This window comes from Pseudodesulfovibrio profundus (assembly GCF_900217235.1).
In the GTDB taxonomy this organism is placed as follows: Bacteria; Desulfobacterota; Desulfovibrionia; order Desulfovibrionales; family Desulfovibrionaceae; genus Pseudodesulfovibrio; species Pseudodesulfovibrio profundus.
The window spans coordinates 3,784,172-3,796,298 of the sequence record NZ_LT907975.1 but is presented as its reverse complement, the minus strand read 5'-3'; the positions used below and the strand labels follow the sequence as shown (position 1 = coordinate 3,796,298).

The 12,127-nt window shown below is 49.3% G+C and carries 15 protein-coding genes and 1 tRNA gene; 10 read left to right on the top strand and 6 right to left on the bottom strand.

Annotated features, from left to right (window positions below):
• The first annotated feature begins 143 nt into the window (after nucleotides 1-143).
• Together DPRO_RS17715 and DPRO_RS17710 are read left to right on the top strand one after the other, a co-directional pair.
• Nucleotides 144-219, top strand: a tRNA-Thr gene (locus DPRO_RS17715).
• A gap of 317 nt (nucleotides 220-536) precedes the next feature.
• Nucleotides 537-1,604 (top strand): IS5 family transposase, encoded by a 1,068-nt coding sequence (locus DPRO_RS17710; RefSeq protein WP_097010253.1) that lies wholly within the window; start codon nucleotides 537-539, stop codon nucleotides 1,602-1,604.
• A gap of 89 nt (nucleotides 1,605-1,693) precedes the next feature.
• On the opposite strand, the gene DPRO_RS17705 is transcribed toward DPRO_RS17710, so the two are convergent.
• Nucleotides 1,694-2,923 (bottom strand): tyrosine-type recombinase/integrase, encoded by a 1,230-nt coding sequence (locus DPRO_RS17705; RefSeq protein WP_097013266.1) that lies wholly within the window; start codon nucleotides 2,921-2,923, stop codon nucleotides 1,694-1,696.
• 90 nt (nucleotides 2,924-3,013) lie between these two features.
• On the bottom strand, nucleotides 3,014-3,532 hold the full coding sequence (locus tag DPRO_RS17700) for a helix-turn-helix domain-containing protein (protein ID WP_097013265.1): 519 nt from the start codon (nucleotides 3,530-3,532) through the stop codon (nucleotides 3,014-3,016).
• 72 nt (nucleotides 3,533-3,604) lie between these two features.
• On the opposite strand from DPRO_RS17700, the gene DPRO_RS17695 reads away from it, so the two are divergent.
• Genes DPRO_RS17695 through DPRO_RS17680 form a run of 5 tightly spaced genes read left to right on the top strand, consistent with a single transcriptional unit; the run spans nucleotide 3,605 to nucleotide 7,729 of the window.
• On the top strand, nucleotides 3,605-3,814 hold the full coding sequence (locus DPRO_RS17695) for a hypothetical protein (RefSeq protein WP_097013264.1): 210 nt from the start codon (nucleotides 3,605-3,607) through the stop codon (nucleotides 3,812-3,814).
• 52 nt (nucleotides 3,815-3,866) lie between these two features.
• On the top strand, nucleotides 3,867-4,367 hold the full coding sequence (locus DPRO_RS17690; protein ID WP_097013263.1) for a phage regulatory CII family protein: 501 nt from the start codon (nucleotides 3,867-3,869) through the stop codon (nucleotides 4,365-4,367).
• Nucleotides 4,367-4,672 (top strand): hypothetical protein, encoded by a 306-nt coding sequence (locus tag DPRO_RS17685; protein WP_097013262.1) that lies wholly within the window; start codon nucleotides 4,367-4,369, stop codon nucleotides 4,670-4,672. Before DPRO_RS17690 ends, DPRO_RS17685 begins: the two co-directional genes overlap by 1 nt.
• Nucleotides 4,669-5,019, top strand: a complete 351-nt coding sequence (locus DPRO_RS20265; RefSeq protein ID WP_162291136.1) for a hypothetical protein — start codon at nucleotides 4,669-4,671, stop codon at nucleotides 5,017-5,019. Before DPRO_RS17685 ends, DPRO_RS20265 begins: the two co-directional genes overlap by 4 nt.
• Nucleotide 5,020: 1 nt before the next feature.
• Nucleotides 5,021-7,729, top strand: coding sequence for a toprim domain-containing protein (locus DPRO_RS17680; protein ID WP_232005642.1), 2,709 nt, complete (start codon nucleotides 5,021-5,023; stop codon nucleotides 7,727-7,729).
• 84 nt (nucleotides 7,730-7,813) lie between these two features.
• On the opposite strand, the gene DPRO_RS20170 is transcribed toward DPRO_RS17680, so the two are convergent.
• A complete protein-coding gene (locus tag DPRO_RS20170) occupies nucleotides 7,814-8,038 on the bottom strand; it encodes a hypothetical protein (protein WP_157917548.1) in 225 nt (74 codons plus the stop codon).
• A gap of 128 nt (nucleotides 8,039-8,166) precedes the next feature.
• Nucleotides 8,167-8,994: a pentapeptide repeat-containing protein gene (locus tag DPRO_RS17675; RefSeq protein ID WP_097013260.1), complete on the bottom strand. Its 828-nt coding sequence runs from the start codon at nucleotides 8,992-8,994 to the stop codon at nucleotides 8,167-8,169.
• 692 nt (nucleotides 8,995-9,686) lie between these two features.
• Here DPRO_RS17675 and DPRO_RS17670 point away from each other — a divergent pair.
• Both DPRO_RS17670 and DPRO_RS17665 read left to right on the top strand, forming a co-directional pair.
• Nucleotides 9,687-9,899 carry a hypothetical protein gene (locus tag DPRO_RS17670; protein ID WP_162291194.1) on the top strand — a complete coding sequence of 71 codons (213 nt, stop codon included), beginning with the start codon at nucleotides 9,687-9,689 and terminating at the stop codon, nucleotides 9,897-9,899.
• A 132-nt stretch (nucleotides 9,900-10,031) separates the two neighbouring features.
• Nucleotides 10,032-10,211, top strand: a complete 180-nt coding sequence (locus DPRO_RS17665) for a hypothetical protein (RefSeq protein ID WP_097013258.1) — start codon at nucleotides 10,032-10,034, stop codon at nucleotides 10,209-10,211.
• A gap of 68 nt (nucleotides 10,212-10,279) precedes the next feature.
• On the opposite strand, the gene DPRO_RS17660 is transcribed toward DPRO_RS17665, so the two are convergent.
• Nucleotides 10,280-10,687 carry a type II toxin-antitoxin system HicB family antitoxin gene (locus tag DPRO_RS17660; RefSeq protein WP_097013257.1) on the bottom strand — a complete coding sequence of 136 codons (408 nt, stop codon included), beginning with the start codon at nucleotides 10,685-10,687 and terminating at the stop codon, nucleotides 10,280-10,282.
• Between the two features lie 211 nt (nucleotides 10,688-10,898).
• A complete protein-coding gene (locus DPRO_RS17655) occupies nucleotides 10,899-11,087 on the bottom strand; it encodes a type II toxin-antitoxin system HicA family toxin (protein WP_097013801.1) in 189 nt (62 codons plus the stop codon).
• 509 nt (nucleotides 11,088-11,596) lie between these two features.
• Here DPRO_RS17655 and DPRO_RS17645 point away from each other — a divergent pair.
• The gene (locus tag DPRO_RS17645) at nucleotides 11,597-11,959 is read left to right on the top strand and encodes a BRCT domain-containing protein (RefSeq protein WP_097013255.1); all 363 of its coding nucleotides are present in this window, start codon (nucleotides 11,597-11,599) and stop codon (nucleotides 11,957-11,959) included.
• Nucleotides 11,960-12,127: the final 168 nt, after the last annotated feature.

Sequence of the window (12,127 nt, the reverse complement as noted above, 5' to 3'; positions counted from 1 at the left end):
CAGAAGTAATAACAATATTCAACAATCGATAGGAATCTACACTAAAACCCCACTTATGAAAAAGCCAGACAATTATAATCTGATCACTCCCTATTTTCCCTTGACCCGCCTCCACCGCCTAGTATAAAAAAACCTCCCGTTTCGCCAGAATAGCTCAGTTGGTAGAGCAACTGATTCGTAATCAGTAGGTCGTCGGTTCAACTCCGATTTCTGGCTCCACGGTAAATCAAGGGCTGACAAGGGTTTCCACCCATTGTCAGCCTTTTTTTATACCTACGAAAACTATCGAAAACCAGGGCAGAGGGACCACTTTTGTGGTCCCTCTGCCCATAGTTGGAGTCCCTAAGTGGTCCCTAAAAGGTCCCTCTAGATTGCCTATTTTTTGTCTGTGAAGAGATCGACCGGACCACCGAAGCCAACAAGATTCACAGCCTCCTGCAAATGCTCATCGGTCATGTGGGCGTAGATGTCGGATGTAAGTCGAGACCTCTGCACGGCAAATCCCACACTTTTACTCTTTAACTATTTGATTTATTATGCTATTATTTCTCCATCCAAAGGAGGAAGGCATGGCTATTCGGCAGAAAGGACCTCGGTTGGGTGATTACTTCCTGGGGCACCGCAGAACCAAGACCACATTTCTGGATGAGATCAACGAACTCATCGACTGGCAGCCCATCAACGCCTTTCTGTGCAAGAAGATCAGGCGCAAGGCCAACGCCGTGGGCAATCCCGCCTATCCGCCTCTGGCGATGTTCAAGATTCTGCTCTTGCAGCGTTGGTACAACCTGAGTGATCCGGGCGTGGAGCAGGCGCTGCTCGACCGGCTCTCCTTTGTCAGATTTACCGGTTTTTCCATCGAGGACGACGTGCCGGACGAGACCACCATATGCCGTTTCCGTAACGGTTTGATCCGCCTGAAGGTGCTGGACTCCTTGCTCGACATGCTTAACCGCCAGCTTGAAGGACAAGGGCTTCTTGTCCGTGAGGGAGCCGTGGTGGACGCCTCGGTAGTCGAGTCGCAGCGGCGGCCGCGCAAGGTTATCGACGTGATGCCTGAGGACCGTTCCGAGGACGCCGAAGAACAGGATGGGCCGGTGGACTGCCGGGTCAGCTATTCGGATGACGAGGAGGCGGCCTGGCTCCGCAAGAGAAATCGGGCCTATTACGGCTACAAGCTCCATGCCGCGACGGACAGTCGAGACGGGTTTCTGCTCTGTGGTCACATCACTCCCGCGAACCATTCGGACACGGGCGAATTCGAGCGGCTCGTGAATGGCGTCGGCCTTGATCCCGGCGCACGGGTTTATGCGGACAAGGGCTATTGCAGCGGGAAGAACCGGGACATTCTGTTTGATCGCGATTTGGAGGACGGAACCATGGACAAGACGCCTCGTGGCGGCAGGCTGACAGACTTCGAAAAGACCCGCAACCGTGACATCAGCAGCATTCGGCAAATAGTCGAGCGGGCCTTCGGCACACTCAAACGTGGCTACGCATTCTTTCGGTCCCGATACGTGGGTCGTGAGAAGGTGGAGGGAGAGTTCCACATCCTCGCCATGGCGTTCAATTTGAAAAAAGCTGTTCGACTGGCGCGAGCCTGAAGGGAGAGGTGCGTCCAAAATCCGGCATTTCGGCCAGAAATGGCAGGAAAAGGCCGGGAATGAGCCCAAGCTGGGGTGCGGTCAGAACATCAAATTGGGTGCGGAGCGCAAGGCACGGACGCGAAAAGGGGATGCGCAGAGGTCTCAAGTCTGAATTCGGAGTGACCGAGCAGCTCCTGCAGCGCTTTGATATTTCCCCCCTTGTCGAGAAAATCAACAGCGAAGGAGTGTCGCAGATCGTGCAGGCGTAGATGGCCGACGCCTGCCGCGCACATCGCTTCCTTGATCTTGTGTGTGTAGGTGTCAGGGTGCGCCCACCTGTCGAAGATCCGGCCCTTGCCTCTCGGCATGGACTGCAGCACAACCTTGAAGGTCGTGCTCATCGGATAGGTTTTGCAAAGGTGGCGCTTTTCCTTGGCGATGAAATATTTGTTGTCATCCCATAGGATATCATCCCAGGTCAGCCGGAAGATCTCTGAACGACGACGGCCAGTGGAGATACAGGCTGCGGCAAAGCGACGTACGTCAACATCCTTAATCTTGTTTAGAAATTCAGCGGACTTTCCCGGGTCTAGGAATTCAACCCGCTTACCCTTCGGTAACTCTTTTGCCCCTCTGAAGGGATTAGCCTTTAGGTATCCCCAATCAACGGCCTTATTGAGAACGGCCTTGGCATGTCGAATGTAGTTGTTGATTGTTGTCGGCTTCAGAGGCTTGCGTGCTTCGCCCTTTTTTTTCGACTCCCTCTTAAGCCGCTTAAGTTCATCCATAGTTCTCATGGTCAGTCGGTCTAGGCGCTGGCTTTCACCTTCAATCCCGATGACCTTTTTCAAGGCAAGCATATTGGCCTTGAAAGTTTTGGTCGGCTGGGTTTCCTCTGCCCACGGTTCATATTCGTTTTTGAACTCGCCTAAAGTCATGCTGCACTCGCCTAGTAAATGGTCGAGTTTGCCGCTCAGATAGGCGTCCTTCATTCTTCCAAGCAGCTTACAGGCTTTGGAATAATTGTTTGTTCCCAAAGACAGACGACGCTTGTCTACCCTGTAATACCAGCTTGTTTTGCCGGAAACTTTGAAAGGCTTTTTACTTATGGCCATAACATCCACCAATGGCCCGACCTTCTCAAGAAGAGCGAGGGCTTCAATTTCAAATTCGTTGGTGGGGTTGTTCAGGGAGCGTTCCAGGATTACCCAATCCATACGCTTTCCTGCAGGGCGCTGCTCGGCAACGACATGCCCATCGCGAATCCATTTCATCATGGTATCCCGATGACAATTCGCAGCCTTGCACGCTGCACCCATTTTCAACCAACGATCCATTTAGGAGCCCTCATTTTTTGAAGGCCCCTGTGTTGCCACGATGCAACAAGCTAAGTCAACAAAACGTTAACTTTTCCCAAGAAGGAAAAATTAATCGTCAGATTGGAGAGACTCCGCTCGCTTCAGAATGACGCCAGGGTCCACACCAATAGCCTTGCAAATTTTGGAGAAGTCGCTTGTTCTCATAGTTGCGCGACCCTTCAGCATGGCTTGAATATCAGGCAGATCCAACAACTCCAGTTCCCGTGCAATATCCGCAGTCCCTTTGCCTACTGCCTTGGCAACTACCACCAAGGTTGAAGCGATCGACTTATCCAACTCCGTAGGGGTTCGGTCTGGTGAAGGCGGAGGCAACTCGCCTTCGCTTACATCAAAGACTTCATGTAAGGGGATCCGCAGCCTATCCAGATATCGAATCATATCCCTGAAGGTTGTGCGTTCACCGCCTCTACGGTCTTGAATCCAACGGTTAACGGTAGCACGATCGCAGCCAATAATCCGAGCAACAGAAGACTGCGTCTCTCCCTTCTCCAGCAATGCGTTCACCTTTGAAAGAATAAGAAACCAAGCGCGTTCGTTGATTTTAAAACTATCCATGCTTTCGGACATATACCCCCTCTCGTTAACTTGGCGCTTAATTTAATATTGACTTTATTGTTGTGCTGATGCAACAAGGCAGTCATGGAAAACGCACTCGAACAATATCGGCAGAGGTATCAGCTCAGCTACGCAGACCTGGCGCGCATGGTCGGAAAAGACCGCGCCACCGTAATGAGGCACTGTAAAGCAGCAGCCGTCCCGGAAGCCGCGGTAGCCCGCTATCACGCCAAACTAATGATCCCGGTCAAAAATCTTCGACCTGATTTGTTCGAGGGCGAGTCTAAGTCCTAGCACGTGGGGGAATCCCTGCAATCAACGTATTTCCAGACGGAGGAGAAATACAATGGAACACTCATTTGTTGACGCAAAGACGCTGGCCGGATTGGCCCCTGAAGATGCCTTTAAGCAGGCTTTCGCTCTTTCTGGCCTGACCCAACAGCAGCTCATGGAAAGGATGGGCTGGAAAATCGACAAGACCCGCCGAGTATTCGCCACAGGGCGCTATTTTCCGTCCTACGAAGAACTCCCAAAATTCTGCACCGTCGTGGGCAACACCATCATTTTGAAGTGGTTGCAGTTCAATGTCCTACTGGCTGACCAAGATATGGAGCATGTTGATATCGACTGCCAAGAACTCATTATGCGCGCCGGGGAACTCTATTCCGAAGTCGGCGACGTAGGACAATACGCCGCCAAGGCCATCGAAGACGGAAAGCTCGACCTGAAAGAGATCCGCAAGCTCAAGGAAGAAGTGGGCCAAGTGGCAACGAAAGCTTTTGAAACCCTCGGTGACCTCGGAGCCATGGAACGCAAACTGAAAGGCCAGACAACCAAGGGGGAATAATGAGTGCTTACGAATTGAATCCAAAGCAAAAATCTTGGCTCCATGACTCCCCTGATAAAGATGATCTTCTCCGGTTCCTCATAAATGGCCCGGTAGACACTGTCTCAGTCATTGAAGGTTTGGACCTTAAAGTTGCGGGACGTCTCCGAGGCGTTCGCGTCACTAAGCCTGTCAGGAGTATGGCCCTTGCCCTGAAGGAGGCTGAACAGATCCGCAATGAATACATTCAAGCCGTCGGCATGATCCCATTGGACGAAGAAACCCTGGGCATAAACGACAATCCAAAACAGAAGGTGACGGCATGACTCAAAGAGAAAAGACACGAATGGCAAGAAAGCATCAGCTGGCTCTTTTTCTCAGTATAGGCATCAGAAAACAAAAAGATGAGATTTCACTTCTTGAAATTCTTCCTCAGTTCCATGGAGACGCAGCCTTTAAGAGAGCGTCATCTCTCCATGCCTTTGTAGGGACTTTGAGGATTAACGCTCCGCACTGCGGCCCTGGGGGACACAACCAGCGAGTAATAAAACTGGACTCTCTGGCAAATCGTTTTGTCAATGAAACTCTTGGAACCATTACAAACGGCGAATTTATCCCCGACGGTACCCCCATTGGTGACCCCATTTTCACCGCATCCACGCCCAGGAGATAACGTGACATACCGAAAAGACATAGGAGTTGAAGAGGTTGTCCGTGCGTTGCTGGCCGAATCTTCCCTCCAATTCCAGCAACAGGGCGAATACCTTCGGAAGGGGATTTGTCCCTGTTGCGGGAAAAAGGAACTGTTCATCAGCACGGAAAAGCCTTGGAAGGTTCAGTGTGGCAGGCTTAACAAATGTGGTTGGTCATCCTCTACCCGCGAATTACTCCCTGATTTGTTTGCTGACTTCGCCACCAAATATCCACCTACTGAAAAAGATAGGAACGCCACAGCTTCTGCATATCTCGGAATTGACCGAGGCTTTGACCTTTCCAAAATTCGAGGCTGGTATGAGCAAGGTTCATTTCAACGGCCACGCTCAAATGAGTTCACACCCACTGTGCGCTTTTACATTGATAAGGGGGCAGGCATCTGGATGGAGCGATTCATTGACAACCGATTCATTCAAAAGATTGGCCGCAAAGCACACTTTCAAGGTGCACACAAAGGAATGGCGTGGACCCCGCCCGACTTTTCTTTGAATGAAGGTGATCGCTGTTTTCTGGTTGAAGGCTGTATACATGCAGCGGCAATGTACCACATGAAAGAGCCTAAGAATGCTGCAGCCTGCTTATCGTCTGGCAACTTCCCAAGCCTTTTCATTGAGGAACACAGCGGCAAAAATATAACCTGGGTCATAGCTCTGGATGGAGACAAAGCCGGACGCAAGGGAACAAGACGGTTTGTGCGAATGCTGCAGGAAATGGGCGAGAAGTATGAGGTCCTACTCCTGCCGGATAACGGGATGGATTGGGATGATTACTACCGTGATGGACGGCTCACCGATACTTTTATCAATGATCGTCTCTACCACGGCAAGTTGTTCATGGCCGAGAATGTCCATGAAAAAGCCTATTACATGTACATGCGGAACGGGTACCGCACCTTCACTCTGGATTATGCCAACGCGCTTTATTCCGCAGAGGTCTACACCGACAAGATTGAAGGCGAGCTTTCCCCAGGTAAGAAGGAAGACGGCGAACCAGAGCCGGAGAAAATTGACCTGGGTTCGGAACAGGGCTGGAACATTTTCATGCGTCACCATGACGTGGACAAATTATCCAACACTCTCCCGCGCTTTCTTTACATGGAAATCGACGACGTCATGGGTGAACAGTACTACGTTTTCGAGATTCACTACGCCAACGGCACCGCACCGGATATCGTTCGTCTGGAGGGGACAAACATTACCAGTCCCGACGCGCTGCATAAGGCGCTGCTGAACAAGACCCGAGGCGGCGTCTTCGATGGAGACTTCAAACAATTGAAGAGCCTGCGGGACCGCTGGCTTGGCAAACGAATGCGGATGGTCTCGTCCATTCCCTTTGTTGGATATGATGACAAGACAAAAGCCTATGTCTTTCAGGACCGCGCCTACTTAAATGGCAAAGAACTGGAAATGAACAAGGATGGCTACTTTGATGTCGGGCAGCGAGGTATCAAAACAAGCCTGATGGGAACTCACATCGTCACGGAAGGTGAATTTGATCCATCCTGGCTAGACAAATATATCACAGCCTTTCATTACCAGGGCATGGTCCTGCTGGCCTTCTGGGTCGGCAGTCTGTTTGTTCAACAAGTCAGGGACAGGCACAAGTCTTTTCCTTTTTTGGAGTTCACCGGCGAACCTGGTGCAGGTAAGTCGACGGCGCTTGAATTCCTTTGGGCCTGTTGTGGCCGTGACGATTGGGAAGGATTCGATATCATGAAGGCCACGGTTGCAGGCCGACGTCGAGCAATGAACCAGGTATCCAATATGCCTGTCGTTCTCATCGAGTCTGATCGGGACAATGGATCACCCGATGCCAAGGCAAAGCAGTTTGATTTTGACCTCTGCAAACCATTCTTTAACGGACGCGGTACCGGCACACTCGGAATAGCCAAGCGCGGCAACGACATCGAGGAGAGCCCATTCCGTTCAGCCCTCATCATCAGCCAAAACGCAGAAGTCGACGGATCCGAAGCACTGCTGCAGCGCGTCGTCCATGTCCATGTCGACAAGCGCCACCATAAGCCGGGATCGCGAGACATCGCCCGATGGTTTGAAAAGCAAAACAGTAAAACCGTTGGCGGCTTTCTCCGCAAAGCTTTGAAAAACGAGCGAAAGATTCTCGAAACCTATGAGCAGGCTTTTCACCATTTTGAAGACCTCTTCAGCAAAAGCGACAAAATCCGCAACGAGCGAATAGCCAAGAACCACGCCCAGGTCGCAGCCTTCGGGAAAGCACTACAAATCATGTTTCCCAGCATGACAGATGAACGAGTTGCGAAGCTTGGCGACTATATATTGGAACGAGCCGAAGCCAGGGAGCAGCGCCTCGCAGCTGACCATCCGCTTGTCGAGCAATTTTGGGAAACGGTTCAATACATAAACAACGCCAGGGAAGCCGACACCGAAGAGTTCCTGAACCATTCCAATAAACATGAACAGATCGCCATCAACCTGAACCAGTACAGAAAAGAATGCCTGCACCAGGGACAGGAACTCCCCGATATGAACCAGCTGAAGAAGCTGCTCAAACACGGCAAACGCCACAAGCTCATCGCCTCCGGCAAGAACGTGTCCAGCCGTTGGGAAAAATACAAGTCCTCAGACCTGGACGAAAGCGGAAAGCAAATATGGAAACCGAAGGTTCACCGTTGCTGGATATTCAAACGATAGGTTAATCAACCACAAACTCAAAATCAGTGGGCGAGAAATGAAGAAGCCCCCTACGAAGGGGGCTAAATAAGGAGAACAAGAGTGCTATTCGCAGTGTTTAACGGTCCATTCACCATTTACCTTACCGTAGGTGGCTTCGCCTACCGCATGGCATTTTTTGCAGTTAACAGAATAGTTAATTCGATCAGAGAACATTGGGTCACCGTCAAGGATGCCAAAAACAGAACCTCCTTTGCACCGCTGGCATTCAGCATGAGGATGAAGATCCCCTTCATTGGTTTGGTTAAAAGAAAACTCAAAGTCACTCATAAACACACCTCGCAATGTAAGATCAAAGACTACGCCTTAGCCGTAATCGACAACTGCATGCACATGCTCAAAAGTCAATATCAATATTCAAATAACACTACTATCAGCAGGCAGGATTCGATTTTTTTTTATCCACTTCGACGAGCCATCATGGAAGATATCAACGAGACCAGGCAACCGAACATTACAAAGCCAAGCATTGCTTCAACACAAATGAGAATCAATTCTCCCGTCGAGTGTGCGTTGGCGTCAATGAAACCAAAGGATGTAAACGCCATAATGCTAGAAATGAGTGGCAATGGTGTTCCAGCCCAATCGAAAAATACGGCAAAAAGACCGACAATAAAAACGCACCATACGAACAGAAGCTCCCAACAACAGCCACAGTCGGATGTATAACTCCACAGAAAATGCTTTACGGGATGCTTTTCTCTTGTTTCTTCAATGTAATCCAAATCTGCGACGTGGCGGATGAAGCGTTGACTACCGACACAGTTTTGAACATTGATGACTCGGCAACGCATAGCATTATCATATGTGACTCCTTGGACACTGGCACCGTCCAAGTTCGCCTGAATGAGATTCGCCCCTTCCAGGTGAGCCAAATAAAGGATCGCTCCTTTGAGTTGAGCCCCATTAAGCCGAGCCCCTTCAAGGTGTGCCTCAATAAGGAAAGCCATATTGAGGTTCGCCGAGGTGAGGCGAGCTCCTTTAAGGTAAGCACCACTGAGATCCGCCCCTTCGAGGGACGCTGCCAAAAGGTCCGCTCCTTTGAGATCTGCCCCTTTGAGGTCCGCCCCTTGCAGATCCGCCGAATAGAGGATCGCCCCTTGGAGAAACGCCTCCCGGAGGTTTGCCCCCTTAAGGTCAGGTTTCACATAAGGATTATCTTTTCTCCACCCATTCCAAGTCACAACACCTTGCTCCAATATTTCCACATGCTCTGGGTTTGCCACTACTTATCTCTCCAAAGTAAATATGAATTAGCAGGATCGACTTCACGCTAAAATGATTTGAAAACAGGAACTATGTCAACAAGATCAATACATACTACTCAGCATAAGGAGATAATTATGGCCGGACACTATGTTTGTAAATACTGCGGAGCTAATTGGTTCTTCGGGGAGCGGTGTTCATCTGACTGCCCTCATCCTTTATCCTTTTAGATAATTATCCCATACCCTCGCCTCTGCCGCCGTCCTGGTTCAATGAATGACCAGGGCGGCGGCTCTCTTTTGTCTATGGCCATAGACCTAGTTATTTACGCACGTGCGTGCGTGTGCGCGTCGCGCGTGAGGAGGATTCCAACAAACCAGAGAGGGCTACGGAAAAGTGTAATATTTGTAATATGGATTTTGAAAACATGGATTAAGCCTAGAGCCACAAGGGTTTTCGCTGAGTGAACAAAGTGTAATATTTATGTAATCAAAACGTAATATTATTACAGTTAAATTATTACATTTCACAAAAAATCAACTCACTGAAATAACTGGATATTACATTTCATATTACATCTGTTTACACAAAAATTACACTTTGCATTCTGTTGTGAAACTCAAGTATGATGCGGGTTAACGGCTGGTTTTAGATTTTCAATTACAAATATTACACTTTTCCGTAGCCCCCCCCCTGATTGGGGAAAGGAGTCATGATGGACGCTGGTGATTATCTTCTCATTGATGGGATGTCTTTGAAGATCCGACAGGTCATAGGCTCTGTTGTCTATCTGGAAACCGGAGCCAGGCTCGATATGGATGAAGCCAAGCGGTATAAATGCAGTTCTGGAATGATGCAGTCGGTATGCGTCAAGTCCAAGAACATAGGAACAACTCATAAAATGAAGCAGCTTGGACTTCTATAACTACTCATTATTAATGAATATTCAGGGTACAAATTTAGCATGTGAGTATTTTTGATATTGTCGCGTCCATTTATTTGACGCATTGGTTCCCTTTTCAGAGGATCTACTCACTACCGACTATCGGAGACTCTCATGCTCGACCCACACCCGCAGGACCTCAAGGACTCTCTCAACAAACTTTCACTCGTTGCCCACACTCTTCGCTTTCTTGCTGAACAGAATGAAAGTAACGACCTAGGGGCCGTGCTGAAACTACTAGAACAAACGCTCTCTGAAAATATTTTGGCACTGGATACTCCGTCGAAACAGTAGCCAAAAAGAAGCCCCGGCAGTCTAGGACCTGCCGGGGCTTCTCTATTATAGTTAACTTGCTTGTTTCTTTACGCTGCACACTTTCCTTGTGCCAAGTGCTTTCCGGCCATTGCCAAAAAGGCAGATCTATCAAGACTACGGGCTGCAGCTGCATCATCAATTACTGCTAAATCCAATTCGGGAATGCTAACATTCACTCGGACGCGCTTCACTTTCTCCGGCACGGTAACAAGCAAAACTGCTACAAACCCTTCCTCGCCAGAATACTCCGAATGGATTTGTTCATACTCGCTGGGTGCAGGAACTTCCATCCCTTCATCCCGCAAAACCTCAAGATGTCCACCCAAGGCATCTCTCGCCATACTGTCCACTTCCGCCAGCGTAGATCCGGCGGTAATACAACCGGGCAGGTCAGGGAACGAGACACCGAAATCGGAATCAGGATCCTTGTGGATTACAGCAAAATAGGTTGCCATGTGTCGCTCCATTGTTTTTTTGTTTTAGAGGTCTTGCTCCCCTCTAAAACGACTCCATTTGTTTGTTGTTAAAAACATTGCAAGAGCATTCAGGATAAAAACTTACTCCTAAAGGTCCTAAAAATTCTCTCACATTCCATTACCATATATTTAAAAGCCCTGTCTCATAAGCCGGGAAGAGACAGGAGGTGGCCCCTCGCGGGGCCGGACCTTACCTGAGTTTGATGCCGGACTGTTTTTCGATCGACTTGAGGGTACCTCTCGGAAAGTCTTTTTGGGGATGCGGCACTGTCACCAGACCCGGCTTTGTCGGGTGTTTAAAGTGATGATGATCCCCAACCGTTCTGACAAGATACCATCCGTCAGCCTTGATCATTTTTATGATAGCCCTGCTGCTCATGTGTAAGATATACACACACAAGAAAAAACAGTCAAGAGACTGTGTGTATTTTTTACACACGGAAATCATGTTTATCCATAGCAACAAAAATCATGATATACGCCAAGCTATAACCAGACATAACAACGGAGAATCCATGTCACATTGTAAATTGCTCACTGCTGTTGTCGTTCTCTTTCTACTTGGTGCCTGCGGTGAGGACCGACTAGGTTACGATGAAATCAAACAAACCATGACAGAATATCCCGCCGTTTCAAGTTGGGAGACCGCCGGGCTTTGTGGTGGGCTTAATGAGCTTGTAGGTTGTCCCAAATCAGCCATTGGCGTAACCCCCCTTCTCCTTTTCCGCAAAGTGGGTTAACCCCTGCTTAAAAAGAACGGCAAAAGCCCCGGTAGATAGAATCTGCGGGGCTTTTGCCGTTCCGAGTAGCTAAAAAATGGAGTTTCCCACTGGCAACAAAAACTATGATAAACGCGAAATCCTATCCCAATATAGCTAAGGAGGAGATATGGGAAAAGGTAGAGCCAGTATGATATTGGCTGAAACGGGTCTCGCAGAAGAAGAATATGCCGACCTTTCAGAGTGGGAGTTATGGGAGACAATTTGTCGGCTTCCTGGGCATTTCAGAAAGGAGTTTTATGTACCGGAGATATGCTTCACTGGGTTCGGGCGTGGAAAAGAGAAATCCATGCTGCAAGAAATAGCCAGAATGAACGGGTACATCGTGCGTGATGCGGTCACTAAACAACTCGACTTCCTTTGCTGTGGCCCGGAACCTGGACCATCAAAAATCGAAAAAGCTGAGTTTCAAGGCGTGAAGATCGTCACGATTGAAGAGTTTCTCAACGCTCTCGGAATACCTATGCCTTGACACACCCCTACCCGGTGTGGCTTACTGCGTTTGGTGCTAAACACACCTTGGCGGCAGCCACACCCGTAAGAAGTGGTTTTTTTGCGTCCGATGAAGGGACGATAACGGTATGATTTCATGCCGGGTGGTGGCCGAATACAATACCCTTCGGGGAAATACGCCAGCAGC